Raw genomic sequence first — 21,650 nt, 5'->3', positions numbered from 1 at the left:
GGAATCTCCAGAATAAAAAGCCGGAAATTTGCGGGGTGCATTGTCTCTCTGTAGCAGTTTTTGTGCAATGACAGGAAGGAATTCGTACTTTCCAAACAACTGTTGAAGAACGGCACCGGCATTGGGCCAATCTGATGGAAGCTGAATGCGCCATCAGCAATATGGATTTCATTTTCAAAATCCATATTGCTCTGAAGGAATGTTCAGAAACCCTTTACTGGCTGGACTCGCTCAAGGACACGTTCTTCGTGACGGAAGAAATGCACGCCGGTATCTACCGGGACGGAGAAGCACTCAAAAGCCTCTTCACGTCCAACAAAAAATCGCCCCCAATCAAGAAGAACTCTCCACCCTGCCGCCGCAGGCCTTTTTACTGGACAGGGGAAAGAGGCTCCCGTACAGTTTCCGCGGTATTCAAGCGTTCCGAATTTTATGGCAATTTCAGATTACATCGTGACCATTGGCCTGGAAGTCCACTGCCAGATCAAGACAAAGAGCAAAATGTTCTGCTCCTGCGAGACCGGCTTTGGCTTTGAACCCAATACGCGCGTCTGCCCCACCTGCCTGGGATTGCCCGGCGCCCTGCCCGTCCTGAACGAATTCGCAATTGAACGCACCCTGCTGACCGGGCTGATGCTGGGCTGTTCCAGCCCGGAAATATCCCAGTGGGACCGCAAAAACTATTTCTACCCGGACATGGCGAAGAACTACCAGACCTCCCAGCTTGACCTGCCCCTGTGCCTGGGCGGCGAAGTGCCTCTGTACCCGTGGTCCTACCCCAACGACGTGATCAAGGCCGGAGTGCCCCCGTTCCGTACGGTCAAGCTCACACGCATCCATCTGGAGGAAGACGCCGCCAAAATCACCCACCACGCCACCTATTCCCTGATCGACTACAACCGCGCCGGATCCGCGCTGATGGAAATCGTCTCCGACCCGGACATCGACACTCCGGAAGAAGCCTACGCCTACCTCAAATCCCTTCAGCAAATCCTGAACTACGGCGACATTTCCGACGCCGACATGGAAAAGGGCCAGATGCGTTGCGACGTGAACATCTCCCTGCGGCCAAAAGGCCAGAAAGAGCTGGGCGCCAAGGTGGAAATGAAAAACCTCAACTCCATGTCCGCGGTGCGCCGCGCCCTGCATTACGAAATCCGGCGCCAGGCGGAAGAACTGGACATGGGCATTCCCCAGGTGCAGTCCACGCGCCGCTGGGACGACGAACGGGGGGAAAGCTCCGTGATGCGCACGAAGGAAGACGCGCACGACTACCGCTACTTCCCCTGCCCTGACCTGGTGCCCGTGCGCACGGCCCCGCTTCTGGACAAGGTGCGCGGCATGATTCCGGAACTCCCGCAGGAGCGGCAGAAACGCTTCATGGAAGAATACGGCCTGAGCGAATACGACGCCAACGTGCTGGTAGGAGACCTGGAGCTGGCCCGCTTCTTTGAAGAAGCCGCACAGGGAGCCGCCAGCGGCAAGAAAGTGGCCAACTGGGTAATCAACAACATTTCCTCCGTCCTAAACGAAAAAGGCATGCGCCCGTCCGAATGTCCGGTAAAGCCGGAAGCCATCCGCGGGCTGATCGCCATCATTGACGACGGCACGGTCTCCAACAACCAGGCCCGGGAAGTCTTCAACAAAATGTGGGAGGTGCCGGACCTCTCCGCGGCGGAAGCCGCCAAACTGCTCGGCTTTGAAAAGGCGGACTCCTCCTTCCTGGACGGCATTGTGGCGGAAGTCATCGCCGCCAACCCGGACAAGGTTCAGGAAATCCTGGGCGGCAACGACAAGCTCCTCAACTGGCTCACCGGCCAGGTCATGAAAGCCGCCAGAGGTAAGGCCAACCCGAAAATGGTGACGGAAGCGCTGAAAAAAGCCCTTTCAATGGAGTGACCCACGACAAAGGATTAAAGACAGAAAAGACAACTTCATCTTTAATCTCCGGCATCTGCCCATTGTCCGCAGCACATCACGGCTTGAACAGCTTCCTGTTGCCCGCCAGCGTATTCCAGACCTGCTTGATCTCTCCGGTGAAGGTCTGCTTCATCATGGAAAGAGAGAAATCCGCGGCCTGTCCCACGCTGATATAGGGCGGCAGGGCCAGGGCATCCCGGTCCACATGGGCGTCCAGCAGGGCCGGCCCCGGATAATTCAGGAACGTCTGCACCATCTGGTCCACCTGGCTGGACTTGTCCAACAGGAACCCCTTGATGCCCACGGCGTCCGCCACGGCGGAAAAAGACGGGTTGTCCAGGTCGATCTGCCACGGAATCAGGCCCGCGGCCTGCATTTCCAGCTGGATGAAATCCAGGCAGCCATTGTTATACACCACGATTTTGACCGGCAGCTTGTACTGTGCGATCGTGATGAGATCCCCCAGCAGCATGGACAGGCCGCCGTCCCCGCAGAGGGCAATCACCTGGCGGTCCGGATATTCCTTCTGCGCGCCCATGGCCATCGGCATGGCGTTGGCCATGGAACCGTGGTTGAAGGAGGCAATCATGCTCCGGCCCATCGTCGCGCAAAGGAAGCGGGCGCTCCAGATGCACGGGGTGCCCGTATCCACCGTAAACACGGCGTCGGAAGCGGCATACTTGTTCAGGGCGGTGGTGAGCTGCTCCGGACGGATGGGAGACTCCTTGTCGTTGCCTTCCATGTACGCGTTCATGTCCTTTACGTCCTTGGCGTGGCGCTTCAGGGAGGCCTCCAGATGCTCGGAATCCGTTTTCTCCTGAACCATGTTCAGCAACGCTTCCGCCGTAACGGATACGTCCCCGCAAATGCCCAGGTCCAGGCGGGAGCGGCGTCCCAGCACTTCCCCGCGCCTGTCGATCTGCACGATCTTCGGCTTGGTGGGAATAAAATTGAAATAGGGAAAATCCGTCCCCCACAGCACGATCATGTCGCTTTCGTGCATGGCCTTGTAGGCGTCTCCCCAGCCGAGGAGCCCCGTCATCCCGATGCCCAGGGGATTGTCATGCTCAAAATAATCCTTCCCGCGCCACGTGTAGGCGATCGGGGCCTTCAAGCGGTGGGCAAGCCGGACAACCTTGTCCTGCGCCCCGGCGCATCCGGCGCCGCAGAAAAAGGTGATGCGGTGGTGCTCGTCAAACATCCGCGCCAGAAGGGAAAGAGACTCGTGTTCCGGAACGACGTGCTCACAGGTATAAGAGGGGAGATGCACCAGGTCCTCCATTTCCGCAGGGGCGTCCGCGATGTCTCCGGGCAGGACGACAACGCCCACGTCGCGCCTGGCCCACGCATGCTGGATGGCGGACATCAGGATGCGGGGAGCCTGGGACCCTTCGGAAATCAGTTCCGCATAAGAACTGCATTCCCTGAAAAGCTGTTCCGGATGCGTGGCCTGGAAATATTCCAGGCCTATCTGGCTCTGCGGAATGTGGGAGGCGATGGCCAGCACGGGAGCGTGGCTCCTGTGGGCGTCAAACAGGCCGTTGATCAAATGGAGGTTGCCGGGGCCGCTGCTGCCGCAGCAGACGGCCAGGTTCCCGCTCAACTGGGCTTCCGCGCTCGCGGCAAAGGCGGCGGCCTCTTCATGCCGCACATGGATCCATTCAATGGTCTTTTTCTTCCGCAGCGCATCCGTGATAGGGTTCAGGCTGTCCCCTACAATGCCGTAAATCCGCTTGACGCCTGCCCTTTCCAAAATTTCAACGATCTGATCAGCTACCCTGTACATGCCGATTAGACCCAGGGCGCAGGACAAAAAATCAATGCTTTCGTGTCATGCCACGGCAAAAAGGCCCGTTTTTCCCCGTATCCGGAAAGCATTGAAAAACGCTCCGGAAGCCGGCCAGCTATCCGGAGCGTTTTTCCTTGAAGAAACAGCGTCAAACTTTATGATTTTCTGCAATTCTATTCATTCTGCTCCATGAAATTCCTCAACAGAATTCTTATACTGGCCGCCGTACCGGCCATGTTGTCCGCAGCCACGGCGGCTGTCGTCTTCCCGGGACCGCCTCCCGGAGCCGCCGGAGCAGTACAGTCCGGCTCCGCCTATACTCTTTCCAACAGTATCCTGACAGCCAAATTCCTGGATAAAAACGGCAGCATTTCCTTTGGCGGTCTCACGTCCAAACTGGGCCCCGTCGCCAAGGCGGGAGGAGAACTGTTCATCGTCAACCTGGCAGACGGACGGAGCATCAAATCTTCCGAATTGAAGGCGGCCAACGTCAAAATCGCCAACCTGCCGGCCGATCCCAAGGCGTTCAGACTCGCGGAACGCTACCCGGGCAAAGCCCTGACGGCCACCTTTCAGGCGCTGAACGGTACGCTGCGCATTTCCTGGTGCGCCGTACTGCGGGACAATTCCCACTACCTGCGCCAGGAACTGCGGCTGGTGAGCACCCAGCCCGTTCAGATGAAAAACATCGTGGCCATGCAGTATGACCTCATCGGCGGGAAGGCCGGGGAACCACGCATTTCCGGCAATGCCAGGGGAGCGCTCGTCGTCAATGACCTGGCATTCGCCGCGCTGGAAACACCCATGGGCATCAATACTGCCGGAAACGCGGGAAATGCCGGGGACGGCGGCACGGACTGGAAAGCGGACAAATGGGTGAAAAACTCCTGGACGGGCAATTTCAACATCCCACGGGAACTAAAAAAACAGTACGGGGACAATCTTGCCTCCGCGGAAGGCCCCGTCTCCATCGGCGGCAAGGGCAATCTCACGATTACGTTCCGGTACACAGGGGGCGACGGGGGAAACAACAAGCTGAACCTCGCCGGGGTGCAGCTCCTGTCCGCGCAGGGAGCCGTCCTTGATTCCGATTTCCATTCCGGCGCTACGGGAGACTCCAGCACCAACAATACCTACAAGGTCAAGGTTCCCGCCAGGGGCGGCTACATGTTGCGCTACTGGGCGGAAACAAAGACGGAGCCGATCGCCAGCAAGGGGGAAATCACTTTCTCCCTGCCCGTAACCACCGCGGAGAAGGAAGACGCCCTGTCGGCGGACTCCCGAATGGCGCAGGGCGTCTGGAGCCGCAAGACAACCCTCCAGCCCAGGGAAACCTGGAACGTATCCTCCGTTATCGGCCTCTTCGCCCCCGGCCAGCAGCGCAGGTCCTTCCTCGCGTACATGGAACGGGAGCGCGCCATGCCTTACCGCCCCTTCATCCATTACAACTCCTGGTATGAACTGAACATCAACCGCAACAACGATTCCGACCCCGCCAGGCGCATGACGGAAGAGCAATGCCTGGCCGTGCTGAAAGACTGGCAGGAGCAGTTTTTCCAGAAACGCGGCACGTCCATTGACGCCTTCGTATGGGATGACGGGTGGGACGAATTCAACAGTCTGTGGGACTTCCACAAAATGCTCCCGCAGGGCTTCAAGCGCATTGATGCCGCCACCGCCAGGCAGAAGGCAGGCATCGGAGCATGGCTGGGTCCGGTGGGCGGCTATGGAACCTCCAAAGGCAAGCGCCTCGCCCACTGGAACGTCAAGCATCCGGACAACAAGATCGGCAACTTCCAGCTTTCCAACAAGGAATACTTCGATGCCTTCGTGGGCCGCTGCTCCCAGATGGTGAAGGACTACAACATGAAATACTTCAAATTCGACGGCATCAGCACCCATTTCCATGCCAAAGGCCCCGGAAGCGAGGAAGATGCGGAAGGTATCATCCACGTGGTGGAGGCGCTTCGCAAAAAGAAGGGCAACTTGTATATCAACTGCACCGTAGGCACCTGGGCCTCCCCCTTCTGGTTCCGTTATGCGGATTCCGTCTGGAGGCAGGAAAACGACTTCGGCACCATCGGCGTGGGCGACAACCGCGACAAGTGGATCACCTACCGCGACCGCCTGGTGCATGAAGTATTTGTCCAGGGTTCTCCCCTGATGCCCATCAACTCCATAATGACGCACGGCCTGATAGTCACCAGGCACGGTCCGCCCAACTGCATGCCGAAGGAACCGGAAAACGTAAAAAAGGAACTCCGTTGCGCCGTGGCCTGCGGGACCTCTCTTCAGGAACTTTATCTGGACCGCGACCTGATGAACGCCAATGACGGCGTGCTCTGGGACGAACTTGCCAAAGGCATCCAGTGGATACGCCGCAATGCGGACGTGCTGGACGACGTGCACTGGGTGGGCGGCAACCCATGGGACAAGGAAAGCAAGGAAGGCTCCGTCTACGGCTGGGCCGCTTGGAACAGGGACAAGGCTACGCTGGCCCTCCGCAATTCCTCTGACCGGGAAAAGAGCCTGACCGCCACCCTGCGCTGCATCCTGGACATTCCCGCAAACGTCAAGGGCGCGATCACCTTCAAGGACTCCTTTGACGATCAGCGCCCCCTAGACGGCTTCACCGGAAAAACCGTTGACATTGACAAGGAACTCACATTCACGCTGAAACCCTTCGAGGTACTCGTCTACGAAGGAGGAAAAGTCAAATAGCTTCCGGATTTCCGGAGCCGCGGAACAGCTTACGAACCGTTTCCATTCGCGGCGCTGCGGAAACTTATCAACCGTCAAGGCCGGAAAACCGGCTATTCATCCGGTCGTCCGGACTGTGCGGGACGAAGCCCGCAAGGCAAGCGAGCCAAACCGGGCCCCGTTTACGGGCATGGAAGCCGCCATTCTTCCGAGTATTAAACTGGCAATATTGTTAACGTGAGGCGCCTCTCCCGCCCCCAAAAAGAGGGGACGAATCCCGTCGTAAAAAGCCATCAAACGGAAAAAACGGATACGGTGCCAAGTTTTTTCCCAACCGCTCCCGTTTCCTCCCAGGCTGCCTATCACCGCCCTACCTTCTCGAACGTTATCGCCTCCATGGGATTGGAGGGATTGACGGGCATCACCAGGCATTGCGCATTCTCCCCGCCCAGGTAAAGCGTATAGCCGTTTCCGGGAGGGCAGGAAATGGATACGGCGTAATATCCCCCGTTTTGCGTCAGGGACCAGGAGCCCCGGTGGGTGGAGACGAGATCCTCCTCCAGCACGGACAAATCGTCCCTGTTCTCCGTTTGTGATATCCACCATCCCCAGGATTCCCGGCGGGGAAAGGAGGAAATCTCGCAGCTTCCGTCTTCATGGAGCTGGATGGTGGATGAACTGACCTGGAAAAAAACGGTTCAGCTCCACCGGGCGGGAAAACCACCGCTCGCGGGGAGTGGATTCCACTTTATACACGCCTGCCAGGGATTTGACCTCCGGCTGCGCCACGCACAAAAAACTGTCCCTGTCCATCAGCTTGTAACAGACGATCCCCACTACGACCAAAGGGAACAGGAGAGCCAGGAAAAAAGCCCACAGCACCATCCTCCGCCTCCACCACACGTAAACCGCGGCCAGCCCTGCCACGCTGCCTACGGACATCCAGAACCCCCACGACCGGCAGGCGATCGCAAAAGCGGCGGAAAGAATGGAGAAGCCATGGCAGAGATCGTTCCACATAGGTTCATCAGAATCGCTGGAACACATTCAAAGTCAAGTCTGCAATTCAGAATATACCCGGAGGAGGGGCCTGTGCCGTAAAAACTCTCGTCATAGTCCCTTCAAAGCGCCCTATGTACTTCCATCCCGGAGCAGAATCGGGTAAACAGGCGTTCCGGACATGAAGAATACAGCACATTACCAGGGGCTCACGGAAAAGCAGGTTCTGGAAAACCGTGACAAATACGGCGTCAATATCCTGACTCCCCCTGAAAAAGAACCTCTGTGGAAGCAGTTTCTGGAAAAATTCTCCGACCCCATCATCAAGATACTCCTCGTAGCCCTGGTCCTGTCCGTAGGCGTGGCCTGTTACCAATTTTTCTCCGGGGCGGAACCGGCAAGCGTCTTTCTGGAACCTGTCGGCATTCTGGTGGCCATTCTGCTGGCCACCTGCGTAGGCTTTGCTTTTGAGGTAAGCGCCAACAAAAAATTTGAAATCCTGAACCAGGTCAACGACGACACGATGGTGCAAGCCATCCGCGGCGGCAATATCTGCGAAATTCCGCGCCGCGACGTGGTGGTTGGAGACGTGGTCGTCCTGAACACCGGGGAGGAAGTCCCTGCGGACGGCGTTCTTCTGGATGCCGTTTCCCTTCAGGTCAACGAATCCACGCTGACCGGAGAGCCCCTCATCAGCAAAACTACGGTGGAAGCCGAATTCAAGCCGGACGCCACCTATCCCTCCAACCACGTCCTGAAGGGAACAACCGTGGTGGACGGCCACGGCATTATGGAAGTGACGGCCGTGGGGGACAAAACGGAATACGGCAAGGTTTACGAAGGCTCCCAGATAGACAACAAGGTGGAAACGCCTCTGAACCGCCAGCTTTCCCGGCTGGGCGACCTGATCACCTGGGCCAGTTACGCCATTGCCGCCCTCATCATTATTGGCCGCCTTACCCTGTACTTTACCCATCTGGAAAGCTCGGTGGACTGGCTGGCCGCGGGCAGCTACATTCTGAACACCATCATGATCGCCGTCACGGTAATCGTGGTGACGGTGCCGGAGGGGCTGCCCATGAGCGTCACGCTGAGCCTGGCCCTCAGCATGAAAAGCATGCTGAAAGCCAACAACCTGGTGCGCAAAATGCACGCCTGCGAGACCATGGGGGCCACCACCGTCATCTGCACGGACAAAACCGGCACCCTGACGCGCAACCAGATGAATGTCTACAAGGCTAATTTCTACGGTCTGGGAGACGCCCTCCCGGCGGAGGACGAACTGGGGAACCTGATCCGGGAAGGCATTGCCGTCAATTCCACCGCTTTCCTGGATTATTCGGATCCCGGCCAAATCAAGGCCCTGGGTAACCCTACAGAAGGCGCCCTGCTGCTCTGGCTGCACGGCCAGGGAGTAAACTACCTGGACCTGCGGGAAAACGCGCGCGTTCTGGAACAGCTCACTTTCTCCACGGAACGCAAATACATGGCCACCGTTGTGGACTCTCCCCTGCTGGGTAAAAAAGTACTGTATGTGAAGGGCGCGCCGGAAATCGTGCTGGGAAACTGCGCCACAGTGCGCACGCCGGACGGTGAAACAGACGCCGCCGCCATGCGCCCTGCCATTGAGGAACAATTGCTGGCCTACCAGAACCAAGCCATGCGCACGCTGGGCTTTGCCTACCGTATTCTGGATGATGACGCCCCCGTGTTCCAAGATGGAAAACTGGCCAGGCATGATCTGGTTTACCTGGGCATCACCGCCATTTCCGACCCCGTCAGAGACGACGTTCCGCAGGCCGTGAAGGACTGCATGGATGCCGGAATCAGCATCAAGATCGTCACGGGAGACACGCCGGGCACCGCACGGGAAATCGGCCGCCAGATCGGCCTGTGGACGGAAGCGGACACACCGGACCGTCTAATGACGGGTGTGGAATTTGAACAGACGCCGGACGGAAAATTGCTGGACCACGTGATGGACCTCAAAATCATGTGCCGCGCCAGGCCCATGGACAAGGAACGCCTGGTGAAACTGCTCCAGCAGAAAGGCCAGGTGGTGGCTGTCACCGGGGACGGCACCAATGACGCCCCCGCGCTGAACGCCGCCCAAGTGGGCCTTTCCATGGGGGACGGCACCACCGTCGCCAAGGAGGCCAGCGCCATCACCATTCTGGACAACTCCTTCATGAGTATTTCCCGTGCCGTCATGTGGGGCCGTTCCCTGTATCGGAACATTCAGCGGTTCATCGTGTTCCAGATGACTATCAACGTGGCGGCCTGCCTCATCGTACTTATCGGCGCCTTTCTGGGAACGGAATCCCCCCTCACCGTTACGCAAATGCTGTGGGTGAACCTGATCATGGATACTTTCGCCGCCCTGGCTCTGGCCTCCCTGCCGCCGGACGAACGCGTGATGCAGGACCCGCCGCGCAAGGCCACGGACCACATCATCACCCGCCCCATGGGCAGGGACATCCTGGGCGTGGGCTTTCTGTTCGTGGCCTTTCTGTTCGGGCTTCTCCAGTACTTCAAGCATACGGACATCACCAGCCTGGCACAGTTCAGCGTCTCCGGCTATTTGGGAAGCTACCTGGACTTTTCATCCCCAGAACATGAACTGACACCTTACGAACTTTCCCTGTTCTTCACCATCTTCGTGCTTCTCCAATTCTGGAACATGTTTAACGCCAAGGCATTCAATACAAACAGAAGCGCCTTTTCACGCATGGGGGCCAGCATGGGCGGATTCGGCCTGGTAGCGTTCCTCATCCTGGCGGGGCAATACGTCATCGTCACCTTCGGCGGGAAAATGTTCAACGTCGTCCCGCTGAGCTGGACGGACTGGGGCCTCATTCTGGGGGGCACCTCCATCGTCCTGTGGGCCGGGGAACTATTCCGAGCCCTGACGCCGGAAAAACCCCGTTCTTGAACGGCATCCAGCCCGCTGTTCCGCATCCGTGTCCTCCGGCATGACACGGATGCGGTCCTCTTCCGGGCGCGCTTCTTTCAACAAACTGGAGCCCGGGCGTGTCATCCATGCATGGACTTGACACGCCTGACGGGCTCTATTTCCGTTTTTGCCGCCTTTCTCTCCCTGACCTGCCTGCTCCTTCCCGGCTGTAAAAAAGCGGAACGGCAGGCTCCTGAAATGCCCACGCTTACGTATGAACATCCGGTCGCGATGGACATTCCCGTCAAGGGAAGCTGGGTGGGCCATCTGGACGGGGTGGACAACGCCTCCATCGTGCCGCAGGTAACGGGCTACCTGCAAACGCAGAACTATTCCAACGGCGCCGTCGTGAAAAAGGGGGAAGTCCTCTTCCGGATTGACGATACCGTTTTCAAGGACCAGGTAACCAAGGCCCAGGCCACGCTGGAACAGTCGCAGGCCCAGTTGCAGCAGTTGAATTACGACTTGCAGATTTACAAGCCGCTGGCGGCGGAAAACGCCATCTCCAAACAAAAATATGAAGACACGCGCCTGTCCGCCATCGCTGCGGAAGCCCAGGTCAGGGAGGCCACGGCTGCACTGGAACTGGCCAAAAAGAACCTTTCCTACACCATCCTGTACGCCCCCTTTGACGGAATCGCCGGCATCTCCAAGACGAACATAGGCGACCTGGTCAGTCCGGAAAGCGGCGCCCTGGCTATCGTCTCCTCCGTGGACCCCATCCGCGTCAACTTTGCCGTCACCCAGCAGGAATGGATTCAGCAGGCGGGAAAAAACGGGGATGAAGGCATCCGCACGGACAGCAAGCTGGATATCACGCTCAAGGACGGCAGCACCTACCCGGAACAAGCCACCGTCGTAGCCATTGACCGGGCATTCAACCCCCAGACGGGAACGATCCGCGTGCAGGCCAACCTTCCCAACAGGGACTACCTGCTGAGGCCCGGCATGTTTATCATCGCCACGGCGCAGCTCGCCACCGTTAAAAATGCGCTGACGGTGCCCGCCAAGGCCATTCTTTCCACGCAGGGCCGCTTCTTCGTGGTCACACTGGATGAAAACAACCGTCCCTCCATCGTCCCCGTACAGGCCGGGGCCCAGATCGGGGAACGGCAGCAGGTCACTCCCCTGAAGCCGGACTCCCTCACCCCGCAGAGCAAAGTAGTCGTGGACGGCCTTCTCCAGGCGGAGGCGGCCACCCGGAATCCGGACGCCCGCCTGAAAGCGGTCCCTGCCTCCAACCAATAAGCCCTTTTTCACCATGGCCGACTTCTTCATCAAGCGCCCCATTCTTTCCTTCTGCCTTTCCATCATCATCGTCCTGCTGGGGGCCTTCTCCATTCTGCGCCTCCCCGTTTCCGAATACCCGGACATCATCCCCCCCTCCATCCAGGTGACGGCCACCTATCCCGGGGCCGACTGCGAGACGGTGGTCAAATCCATCGCCTCCCCCATCGAACAGCAAATGTCCGGCGTGGACGGCATGTCCTACATGACCTCCGTCAACACCAACAACGGGCAGATGAGCATGATGATCCTGTTCGAGACAGGCACGGAGGCGAACATGGACCAGGTGCTCTCTTACCTGCGCTACGGACAGGCCACCTCCCAGCTTCCGCCGGAAGTCAGCGAACTGGGCATCTCCCTGCGGAAAACCAGCGGGCTGCCCGCCCTGGTCATCAGCTTTTATTCCCCCAACGGAACCTATGACGGCCTGTGGCTGGCCAACTACGCCTACATCAACATGGTGGATGCCATCAAGCGCGTCCCCGGAGTGGGGGATGTCCAGGTCTTCGGCTCCGGCCGCTACGCCATGCGCATCTGGCTGAATCCGGAAAAAATGGCGGCCCTGAACATCACGGCCAGGGACGTCATGCTGGCCGTCCAGGCCCAGAACGCCGTAAATCCGGCGGGGAAGATAGGCGCCCAGCCCGCTCCGCCGGACCAGCAGCTTTCCTTTACCGTCAAGGCTCCCGGACGCCTGACGACCGTGGAGGAGTTTGAAAACATCGTGGTGCGCGGCCAGGGCAGCTCCATCGTGCGGGTGAGCGACGTCGCCCGCGTGGAACTGGGTTCGGAAACCTACAGCCTCAGCTCCACCGTCAACGGCATGCCGGCCGCCTCCCTGGGCATTTACGAAGCGCCGGGCGGAAACGCCATTCAGCTCGTGGACAACATCAAGGCCCTTCTGGCGGAAAGCAACCTGCCGCCGGACATGGATTACCTGGTTTCCCTGGATTCCACCCTGGCCGTACGCGCCGGGATTGAAGACATTGTCAGCACCCTGCTCATCGCGCTGGGGCTCGTGGTCCTGGTCGTATTCATCTTCCTGCAGGGGTGGCGCGGAACACTCATCCCGGCATTTGCCGTTCCGGTCTCCATCGTCGGGGCCTTCATCGCCTTCCCGTTCTTCGGCTTTTCCATCAATACCATCTGCCTGATGGGGCTGGTGCTGGCCATCGGCCTGGTGGTGGACGACGCCATCGTGGTGGTGGAAGCGGTGAAAAACCACATTTCCAACGGAGAAAAGCCCTTGCCGGCCACCATCGCAGCCATGCGGGAGGTATCCGGCCCCATTGTCAGTACGGCCCTGGTGATTTCCTGCGTGTTCGTTCCCACATTGCTGCTCCCCGGCGTATCAGGAAAGCTGTTTGAGCAGTTCGCCGTGACCATCGGCATGTCCATCATCATTTCAGCCTTCTGCGCGTTGTCCCTCAGTCCCGCGCTGTCCTCCCGACTGCTGAAAGCGGGCAATTCAGACACCATCTGGCTGCTGGGCCCCTTTTTCAACATATTCAACAAGGGATTCAACAAGGCGCGGGACTGGTACGTCAATGCCTGCTCCTGGCTGATCCGCCGCATGTGGCTGTCCATCCTGCTGCTGGCCGCCATGACCGCCCTGCTCTTTCCGCTGGCCAAACTCATCCCCTCCGGTTTCCTTCCCAATGAAGACCAGGGCTATCTGTTCGGAGGTGTGGAGCTGCCGGACAACACCTCCCTGAATGTCACGGAGAAAACGTCCGCGGAGATGGAACGGATCATCCGGGAAGACCCCGGTGTGGAGGTGGTCACCACCGTTAACGGCTTCAACCTGATCAGCACTGTCCAAAGCTCTTCCAACTCCTTCTTCTTCATTTCCCTGAAGCCCTGGTCCCAGCGGAAGGGCCCGGACATGACGGCGGACGCCATCGCCGCCAGGCTGAAGAGCAAGCTGAACGCGTCAATTTCCTCCGGCATGGCCTACGTGGTTCCTCCTCCCCCCCTTCCGGGAGTGGGCACGTCCGGGGACGTCACCTTCCTGCTGGAAGACCGCCAGGGCATAGGCGAGGAATTCCTGGCCTCCAATACATCCAAATTCATCGAGGCGGCCGGGAAAAGGCCGGAAATTGCGGGCATCAGCAACTTCATGTCTCCCTCCAACCTTCAATACAATCTGAACGTCAATACGGAACAGGCCACCCTCCAGAACATGAATGTGGATGAGATTTATGCCACCATCCAGGCGTACATGGGGAGTACCTTCCTGAACAACTTCAACATCTACGGCCAGGAATGGCAGGTGTACATGCAGGCGGACGCCCCGTACCGGGACAGCATCGACAAGCTTTCCATGTTCTACGTGCGCAACAATAACGGGGACCCGGTGCCTCTGGACTCCGTCATCAACGTCACGCATGGATGGGCCCCGGAATTCCTGATCCGCCAGAACATGTTCAACAGTTCCCAGCTTAACATCACGCCGGCGGAAGGCTATTCCTCCGGACAGGTCATGAACGCCCTGGAGGAAGTGTTTGCCCAGACGATGCCCGCAGGCATGGGCTACGGCTATTCCGGCATGAGCTATCAGGAAAAACAGGCACAGCACGGCATCACCATCGGCATGATTTTCGCGGCCTCCGCCATATTCGTTTTCCTGATCCTGGCCTCCCTGTATGAAAGCTGGTCGCTTCCCGTCGCCGTGTTCATGACCGCACCTATCGCCATTCTGGGCGCCTTCGCGGCGCTGTGGATTTTCGGCCAGCAGTTGAACATTTACTCGGAAATCGGGCTCATCGTGCTGATTGCCCTGGCGGCGAAAAACGCCATCCTCATCGTGGAATTCGCCGTGCTGGAACTCAAACAGGGGAAAGACCTGCTCACCTCTACCCTGGATGCGGCCAGAATCCGTTTGCGGCCCATCCTGATGACCAGCATCGCCTTCATCATGGGCTGTCTTCCTTTGGCCCTGGCCACGGGCGCGGGAGCGGCGGCGCGGCAGGTGGTGGGCATCGGCGTGATCGGGGGGATGATTACGGCCGTCTTTATCGGCGTTTTCTTCATTCCCTCCTTCTTCTACCTGATCGCCAAACTGGCCAAACTGGACAAGAAGGCCGCTCTGGAACGGCAGGAAAAGGCCTCATGAAAAGGGTGTAGGACAACACTCCCGGATAGAACGGAAGGCCCCATGAAACCGGCCATTTTCTCCTTCCGGCGGCGTTACATCCAGAATATCCTGGCCCAGAATGCCTTGACGAACACGAGCACCACATTGATCAGCAGGCCGACCTTGATCATGGACATCTGGGGGACTCTCCCCGTGGCGAAGGCCAGCGCGTTGGGCGGCGTGGATACGGGGAGCATGAATGCGCAGGAAGCGCCGATGCCTACCAGAAGCACCAGTGGAGTGGCGGACATTCCCATGGCGGAAGCCACCGTCACCATCAGCGGAGCCACCAGGGCGGCGCTGGCCGTATTGGAACAAAACTCCGTCAGGGACGTAATAAAAACGCTGATGATCAGCAGAATGATCAGGGGATTCTGCCCCATCGCCAGGTCGGAAACCTGGTTTGCCAGGAATTTGGCCGCATCCGTTTGAACGAGAACCGTACTGAGAGTAATGCCCCCGCCAAACAGAAGCAGCACACCCCAGTCCGTATTTTTGGCAATGCCGCTCCAGTTGATGACGCCGCACAGGGGCAGCAGCACCACGGCGCACAGGGCAATCAGCGTATCCATGGAAGGAATGCCGCCCAGCAGGGAGGAAAGAAAACCGCTGCCCATCCAGCACCCCGCAATCACAGCAAACAGGATCAAAACGCGGATCTGCTTTCCGTCCAGGCCGGAAGGCCGTTCCTCGTCCATGGCGGGCGCCATATCCACGTGCAGCTTCAGGTTGGGCTTGAAAAACAGGTACATCAGGGAGAACACCAACACGCCGAACACGGCCACAATCGGCATCGCAATGCGGAACCATTCCGCAAACCCCATGGCAAGCTCATGGGCCGCAATCGCATTGGGAGGAGAGCCCACCAGTGTGCCCATGCCGCCGATGGACGCGCTATAGGCCACACCCAGTACGGCGAACGGAGCCGTGGTCTTGATTTTCTCCTTCGGAATGCGGTCCAGCAGGCCGATTACCAGCGGCAGCATCATGGCCGCGGTGGCCGTATTGGACATCCACATGGAAAGGAATGCCGTCGCCAGGAAAATCAGAACCAGGGCCATGCCCAGGCTCCCCCGCGCCACGGTCAGTATCTTTCCGGCCAGCCATGAATCTATCTTCTGTTCATGCAGAGCCCCCGCTATCGCAAAACCGCCGAAAAACAGGAAAATGGTGGGGTCCGCAAATCCGGCCAGCGCCCTGGCACCCGGCAGAATGCCCATGAACATGGCCAGAACAGGCACCAGCAGGGCAGTTACGGTCACATGCAAAGCCTCCGTCAGCCACAGGATGCCGATGAACGTCAGCACGGCAAGCCCCTTGGCTATCTGAGGCTCCACGGGAAGCCACTTGAGCATGGCCAGGAAAAGAAGGACATCACAGGCAATGATGATGTAATTGCGGTGTCCCTTGGGTTTGTCTGTCGTATCGTGGCGCATGGCGGAAAAACGGAATGATATTCCCTTCTATGTAGGTCCGCGAAGGGTGAAGCGTCAATACATTTTCCGGAAAATTGCGCCCGGTGCCGCGAATATGCCCGGATGCGGAAGATGACGCGGCGCGCAAAAAGCCGCCGCGCATCAGGCGGGGCGGCTTGTAAAACCGTTTGATGGACGCACGGGGGCAATCCCGGCTATGCGGACAATTATTCAGCCGTGGGCTCGGCGGCTTCCTTCTTGGCGGCCGGCTTTTTGGCAGGAGCCTTCTTGGCGGCAGCGGCCTTGGGTTCCGCTTTCTTGGTTTCCGTTTTCTTCGCGTCAGCCTTCTTGGCAGGAGCCTTGGCCGCGGTCTTTTTGGCGGGAACTTCCTTGGCGGCCGGCTTTGCTTCCTTGGCAACGGGAGTAGCCAGGCGGATAGGCGTATTGGAATTCAACTTGGCCTGTTCCTTCTTACGCTTAAGGTAATCGGCACGTCTGCGGCGCTTGGTGACTTTGCGGATTTGCTGTCCCATAGTGATATTGCTATGATAATTACTAATTTTTGAAAAGCTCCATGCCATACATGGGCGCAGATAGGACTACCAATCCGGCATCCAATACGCAAGCACAAAGCGTTATTAGGGCACAGAAAGGCGGCTTTCCCATCCGCTCTTCAGCGGGTTTCCCCGCATCACGGCGCCATTCCCGCAAAGGCCGTACGGGGAAAAAGGTCACCACAGCTTCAGCGCATCCACGCGCACGGGACACTCCCAGCGCACATGGTCGCGGATGGCGGCGGCGATGAATTCCAGCCCGCGTTCCACCGCAGTCACGAGTCCGTCCCCGGCCGCCAAACGCGCGGCAATGGCGGCGGACAGGGAGCACCCCGTTCCGTGCGTGCTGACATCCCGCACGCGCGGACGCGTCCATTCCCCCAGCATGCGGCCGTCCGGCCCCGCAAGCACGTCGCGGCAGTCCCCGGCCAGATGGCCGCCTTTCAGCAGCACGGGGCACCCGTACCGTAGGGCCAGCCTGGCGGCGGCTTCCGGCAATTCATCCCGCTCCGGATTGGAGGAGGAACGGAGCAGCACGGCGGCTTCGTCCAGATTGGGGGTCAGCAGAGCGGCACGCGGCAGGAGCAGTTCCTCATAAACGGCCACGGCCTCTTCCCGCATCAGGCGGTCGCCGGCCGTCGCGATCATGACGGGATCCACCACCAGGGGAATATCCGCATCCTTCACTACCCCGTACACGGCGCGGACAATGGAGGGAGAATACAGCATCCCCGTCTTCACGGCGGCAACGGGAAAATGTTCCAGATTGATTCTGACTTGGTCGGCCACCAGTTCCGGCTCCACTTCCTGAATGCCGCGCACCAGTCCGGGCACTTCCGAGACGATGCAGGTGACCGCCGTCAGCGCGAAAGCGCCCATGGCGTGCGCCGCCTTCAGGTCCGCCTGGAGGCCGGCCCCGGCGGAACAGTCGGAACCGGCGATGGTCATCATTACGGGAATCTCGCTCATGCCCCTGTTTTTAATCGTGCGGGAAGACGTTGAACATACAAAAATCAACCAGCGGCTCCCAACTGTCACAAATCCCTGTGGGAAAATGGCGCAGGAATGCCAAAATCCGGCCCATGACCCACGCCGCTTCATTCGGGGACGACCAGGAATTCTGGCTTTTCGTCCAGGACGCCCCGCTGCCTTCCGGGGAAGAACTCCAGCAGGCCATGTTCCGCCTGGACCCCTGTTTTCAACTAAACCTGTCCGGAGCTCCGGAAGAAGCCCCGGACCATGTGCTGGAAGGCAGCTATCTGGATGAAGAAGGGGAATCCCAGCTGGACGTGTTCTGGGTCATGGAGACGGAAGACGCGCGCAAAGCCTTCAAACGCGACCGCGGCGCTCTGAAAAAAATAGGAGACCGCACCAAAATGCTGCGCTTCATTTTGGAAGACGAATGCGCCATGGGACACGTCTTTGCCATGATTCACGCCATTCTGGAAAACCGGAACGGGCTGCTCGTCATCCCCGACGAGCGGGGATTCGCCATTCTGGAACGGAAGGAAGCCCTGAAATTCCTGCATCAGGAAATTCAGGAAAACTGACTCTTACTCATTTGGCGGGGTAAGGCTGGAGTTTCTCTGCCGCGTCTGCCTCCGGCTATTCAGCTCAAGAGCCTTCTTTTTCCAGACTTCCGCCATATTCGCATCCTGCCGGGTGCCTTTGCCCGTGCTGTAGCAGACGGAAAGCATCAGCATGGCGTTCACGTGTTCCTGCCCCGCCGCCAGACGGAGCCAGTTGAACGCCTTCCCCTCATCCACGGGAACGCCGGAACCGTCCAGATAAGCCAGCCCGACGATATACTGGGCATGGGGATCCCCGGCGGAAGCGGCCTGCTGGTACCATTTCAAGGCGCGCTCCATGTCCTGCGCCACTCCCTCCCCCTTGGCGTAGATGCGCCCCAGATACATGGACGCCGCCACATCCCCGCCGTTGGCGGCCCTTTCCAGAAAGGCCAGTCCTGATGCCGCATCCTTGTCAAAGCCCAGCTTCCCTTCCATGGATGCGCGGCCCAGCAGGGACAGGGCGCCCGGATGATTTTCATCCGCCGCCTTGTGCCACAATTCCAGGGCCTTGTTCTGGTCCTGATTGACGCCGTCCCCTTTGGAATACATCATGCCCAGCATGTACAGGGCGTTTCCCCGCTGGCTGCCGGGCCGGGCCAGGCCATATTCAAACCATTCCCTGGCTGCGCCCGGATCACGCGTTACTCCGGTACCGTAAAGAAAAAGGGCTCCGATGACCGTCTCCCCGGAATAACCGGCGCCAGACTCCGCCACGGATTCACACCAGGAACGGACATCCAGCGGATGAACCCAGCCGTTTTGCAGGCCTTCCGCATACAGGGAGGCAAGCTCGTTCAGGGCCTCCACATGTTTTTTGTCGTCTCCCTTGGCCCGCGCCGCCTCCTCGGAAGCCGCCTGAAGACGGTTTTTCCAGGTTCCGGCCTTTCCCGTGTCTGCGGAAGATTCAGCCTGTTTTTCCCCGTTCTTCTCAGAACGGACCGGCTCTTTTTCTCCTCCGGACGGCTTATTTTCGCAGCCGAACCAGAAAACAGTCAGGAAGGTCAGCAGACAGGGGAAAATCTTCTTCATCATGCGTTCACCATAAGGCAGCCGCCCACAGCTGCCAAGCAGAGAAACGACAGAAACGCCGTTTTGGCCTCGTAGTATGGCAAATAAAGAGCCAGCACCCGGAAAGCGCGCTGAGTTTCTTGCTTTTTAGCATTGAATATTTGCCTTCTTTCTGTTCTAACAGAGTCGTTCACCTATCATGAAAACTTCTCCATGCCTGTATCTTCTGACATGTCTGGCTATGGCGTTTCTGGAAGGCGCCTTTCACGGTGCCTACGCAGAAGAACAACCTGTGAAATACATCTTTGAGCTGTCCGACGAACCCGTGAAAGTCAAGCCGGGGAAAATAGACACCAAAAGCGTTTTCTTCCCAAAATACGCGCGCGGCACCTCCCCGGAGGCGCTGAAGCGGCAGGCGGCCATTTTCCAGACGCCGGAGGAGCAGGAAGCGCCGGAAAACAAGGTTTCCATCAATATCCATATGAACAGCGACAGGGCTGATGCGGATGGCGGCGGACTGACGGGGTACGAATTCAACCATTCAACCACCCAGGAAGCCATGATCATCACGACGGAAACGCCGGACGAGGAAGCCTGGCTGAATGACGGAGACCCGGACAGCCCCTTTTTCCACACGCCCCGTTCCGCAACCAATACGGAAATCCGTGAAATATCGGCTCCGGCAGACGTCTGGCCTGCATGGAATGAGGAAGAAGTGAATTTGAGCATGAATCTTCCGGAATCGGCGCCGCGTCCTTTCGTAATCCGTCCGTCTCCGCAGGGTTCCTTCCGAACCATCATCAAATCCTTCAACGGAGAGGTTTTTGAAACGGAACCCAAACCGCTCCATCCCGTATGGGACGACCTTCCCCCCGGGTACGTTCCCATTCCCGCACTGCCTGCCTACCAGCCCGCTGCTTTTAAAAACTCAAGAGGGAGCTTCTCTCCGGATCTTCAGAACTTGAACCGCACGGCCCCGTAAAGGGACCATCCGTTAAAGGCCTTGGCCGTGGCAGAATTCGTATGGCTGGTGACGTATTCCAGCCCCAGCATCAGCTTTACCGTATCAATGGACTCCGGGCACAAATAACAATTCAGGCCCAGATAAAAGGAATTCATGCTGTCCACCCATGCGGGATAGCGCGTCACGGAAGGGACATAACGGCTGTTCAGGCGCACAGAGCCGTTTCCAAAGGAACATTGATATTGAAAAACGCCTTCCAGATGCGGGGAAATCCGGTAAACAGGCTGTAAAACAAGTCCGTACACATTCTTGGCCCCAGGCTGTCCCACAATTCCCACCCCGGCCAGCAAATTAGCCATCACGGCCAGATTTCCGCGCTTGGCGTCCCAGCTCAGGGAAAGCACATCCTGCGCGCCGGGGCCCTGGTAATCGGAACCGGAGGCAATCTTTCTGCCGCGCCATTCCGTAAAATTATGGGCGTACTGGTATCCCAGGCTCTGGGAATCCCACATGGGGGAAGCCACACTCCACTTCATCGCGACCAGGGCGAACACGTTATCGTCGGAATGGAACTGGATTTCATCCGTCAAATCCGTCCCGTTTGCATTCAGATACACACCGTAGGAATGATACAGGCTTTTGGGATTCTTCTGGAAATTGGCTTCCAGCCCCCAGTTGGAAATGGGAATCAGTTCATTGCAGATGGCGGACCTCTCTATCGTCTTGATCCGGGAGGAAGGAAGACAATATTCCGAAGTCAGGTGCGGAGTCAGCTTGCCGGCCCGCAGCTTGACGCCGGGCAGCGTCTTTTCCAGATAAAGTTCATACAGGGACCATTCCGTATGGCTTCCCGTCCACTCTCCGCGCACTTCACGGTGGCGGCCTTCCAGGTCCCCCACGTTCGTCAGGTTCGACAGGCGCCAGGAACCGTCGCCCAGCAGGATGTCCGCCCCCAGATAGGCACGCCGCCATTCGCTGTTATGGCCTCCGGAACCGGGACAAAACCTGTTGGAGCCATTGGGGCTGACGGCCGCTGTCTGATACTGGCCGATCAAGGTCAGCTTCACCTTCCGAATCCAGGAGAAATCATCACGGTACAGGACAGGTCCACGGACAACGGTTCCGCACAAAGATGGAGAAGGGAATTCCTGCCCCTGCATGGCCGGAATGCCGGCATTCGCCGTACTCAAGGCCCCGTACCAGCACGCGCCGAACAGGCAATTCCTCAGGCAAACAGGTATCATGATTGAATCAAATCAGGGTTGCAGGACGCACACCATACGGGGATGCTTTTGAAAATCAAGTCCTGATCTTCCGTTTGCCATTGCCGCCTCCCCATGACATGTGCTATGAA

Annotated in this window: 16 protein-coding genes; 8 read left to right on the top strand and 8 right to left on the bottom strand. The window is 58.5% G+C overall.

Annotated features, from left to right (window positions below; all coding sequences use genetic code 11):
* Nucleotides 1-134 precede the first annotated feature (134 nt).
* Together V3C20_RS13455 and gatB are read left to right on the top strand one after the other, a co-directional pair.
* Nucleotides 135-536, top strand: a complete 402-nt coding sequence (locus V3C20_RS13455; RefSeq protein ID WP_202975684.1) for a four helix bundle protein — start codon at nucleotides 135-137, stop codon at nucleotides 534-536.
* A complete protein-coding gene (gene gatB / locus V3C20_RS08885; protein ID WP_130084723.1) occupies nucleotides 433-1,899 on the top strand; it encodes an Asp-tRNA(Asn)/Glu-tRNA(Gln) amidotransferase subunit GatB in 1,467 nt (488 codons plus the stop codon). Before V3C20_RS13455 ends, gatB begins: the two co-directional genes overlap by 104 nt.
* Nucleotides 1,900-1,975: 76 nt before the next feature.
* Here gatB and V3C20_RS08880 read toward each other — a convergent pair whose 3' ends face one another.
* Nucleotides 1,976-3,706, bottom strand: coding sequence for a thiamine pyrophosphate-dependent enzyme (locus V3C20_RS08880; RefSeq protein ID WP_130084724.1), 1,731 nt, complete (start codon nucleotides 3,704-3,706; stop codon nucleotides 1,976-1,978).
* Between the two features lie 192 nt (nucleotides 3,707-3,898).
* Between V3C20_RS08880 and V3C20_RS08875 the strand changes: the two genes are divergently transcribed.
* Nucleotides 3,899-6,430, top strand: a complete 2,532-nt coding sequence (locus tag V3C20_RS08875) for a hypothetical protein (protein WP_130084725.1) — start codon at nucleotides 3,899-3,901, stop codon at nucleotides 6,428-6,430.
* Nucleotides 6,431-6,771: 341 nt separating this feature from the next.
* On the opposite strand, the gene V3C20_RS08870 is transcribed toward V3C20_RS08875, so the two are convergent.
* Both V3C20_RS08870 and V3C20_RS08865 read right to left on the bottom strand, forming a co-directional pair.
* Nucleotides 6,772-6,975, bottom strand: a complete 204-nt coding sequence (locus V3C20_RS08870) for a hypothetical protein (protein WP_330935355.1) — start codon at nucleotides 6,973-6,975, stop codon at nucleotides 6,772-6,774.
* An 88-nt stretch (nucleotides 6,976-7,063) separates the two neighbouring features.
* The gene (locus V3C20_RS08865; protein ID WP_330935354.1) at nucleotides 7,064-7,429 is read right to left on the bottom strand and encodes a hypothetical protein; all 366 of its coding nucleotides are present in this window, start codon (nucleotides 7,427-7,429) and stop codon (nucleotides 7,064-7,066) included.
* A gap of 160 nt (nucleotides 7,430-7,589) precedes the next feature.
* On the opposite strand from V3C20_RS08865, the gene V3C20_RS08860 reads away from it, so the two are divergent.
* From V3C20_RS08860 to V3C20_RS08850, 3 genes are all read left to right on the top strand, one after another.
* On the top strand, nucleotides 7,590-10,340 hold the full coding sequence (locus tag V3C20_RS08860) for a calcium-translocating P-type ATPase, PMCA-type (protein ID WP_130084727.1): 2,751 nt from the start codon (nucleotides 7,590-7,592) through the stop codon (nucleotides 10,338-10,340).
* A 111-nt stretch (nucleotides 10,341-10,451) separates the two neighbouring features.
* Nucleotides 10,452-11,609 carry an efflux RND transporter periplasmic adaptor subunit gene (locus V3C20_RS08855; RefSeq protein WP_130084728.1) on the top strand — a complete coding sequence of 386 codons (1,158 nt, stop codon included), beginning with the start codon at nucleotides 10,452-10,454 and terminating at the stop codon, nucleotides 11,607-11,609.
* Nucleotides 11,610-11,622: 13 nt separating this feature from the next.
* The gene (locus V3C20_RS08850; RefSeq protein WP_130084729.1) at nucleotides 11,623-14,763 is read left to right on the top strand and encodes an efflux RND transporter permease subunit; all 3,141 of its coding nucleotides are present in this window, start codon (nucleotides 11,623-11,625) and stop codon (nucleotides 14,761-14,763) included.
* A 74-nt stretch (nucleotides 14,764-14,837) separates the two neighbouring features.
* Here V3C20_RS08850 and V3C20_RS08845 read toward each other — a convergent pair whose 3' ends face one another.
* From V3C20_RS08845 to thiD, 3 genes are all read right to left on the bottom strand, one after another.
* Nucleotides 14,838-16,220 (bottom strand): DASS family sodium-coupled anion symporter, encoded by a 1,383-nt coding sequence (locus V3C20_RS08845; RefSeq protein WP_130084730.1) that lies wholly within the window; start codon nucleotides 16,218-16,220, stop codon nucleotides 14,838-14,840.
* A gap of 206 nt (nucleotides 16,221-16,426) precedes the next feature.
* Complete coding sequence (locus tag V3C20_RS08840; RefSeq protein WP_130084731.1) at nucleotides 16,427-16,732, bottom strand: hypothetical protein; 306 nt, start codon at nucleotides 16,730-16,732, stop codon at nucleotides 16,427-16,429.
* Between the two features lie 198 nt (nucleotides 16,733-16,930).
* Nucleotides 16,931-17,722 (bottom strand): bifunctional hydroxymethylpyrimidine kinase/phosphomethylpyrimidine kinase, encoded by a 792-nt coding sequence (gene thiD / locus V3C20_RS08835; RefSeq protein WP_161981424.1) that lies wholly within the window; start codon nucleotides 17,720-17,722, stop codon nucleotides 16,931-16,933.
* A gap of 113 nt (nucleotides 17,723-17,835) precedes the next feature.
* Here thiD and V3C20_RS08830 point away from each other — a divergent pair, with 113 nt between their 5' ends.
* The gene (locus V3C20_RS08830) at nucleotides 17,836-18,303 is read left to right on the top strand and encodes a hypothetical protein (RefSeq protein WP_130084732.1); all 468 of its coding nucleotides are present in this window, start codon (nucleotides 17,836-17,838) and stop codon (nucleotides 18,301-18,303) included.
* 3 nt (nucleotides 18,304-18,306) lie between these two features.
* On the opposite strand, the gene V3C20_RS08825 is transcribed toward V3C20_RS08830, so the two are convergent.
* Entirely contained in the window at nucleotides 18,307-19,356 is a 1,050-nt protein-coding gene (locus V3C20_RS08825) for a tetratricopeptide repeat protein (protein WP_130084733.1), read from the bottom strand.
* 175 nt (nucleotides 19,357-19,531) lie between these two features.
* Here V3C20_RS08825 and V3C20_RS08820 point away from each other — a divergent pair, with 175 nt between their 5' ends.
* Nucleotides 19,532-20,314 carry a hypothetical protein gene (locus V3C20_RS08820; RefSeq protein ID WP_130084734.1) on the top strand — a complete coding sequence of 261 codons (783 nt, stop codon included), beginning with the start codon at nucleotides 19,532-19,534 and terminating at the stop codon, nucleotides 20,312-20,314.
* Here V3C20_RS08820 and V3C20_RS08815 read toward each other — a convergent pair.
* Nucleotides 20,287-21,540 (bottom strand): hypothetical protein, encoded by a 1,254-nt coding sequence (locus tag V3C20_RS08815; RefSeq protein ID WP_130084735.1) that lies wholly within the window; start codon nucleotides 21,538-21,540, stop codon nucleotides 20,287-20,289. The genes V3C20_RS08820 and V3C20_RS08815 overlap by 28 nt on opposite strands.
* Between the last annotated feature and the right edge of the window lie 110 nt (nucleotides 21,541-21,650).

The sequence above is a fragment of the Akkermansia sp. RCC_12PD genome (assembly GCF_036417355.1).
In the GTDB taxonomy this organism is placed as follows: Bacteria; Verrucomicrobiota; Verrucomicrobiia; order Verrucomicrobiales; family Akkermansiaceae; genus Akkermansia.
Note: the sequence above shows the minus strand (reverse complement) of the source record. Positions and strands in the feature narration are given on the sequence as shown.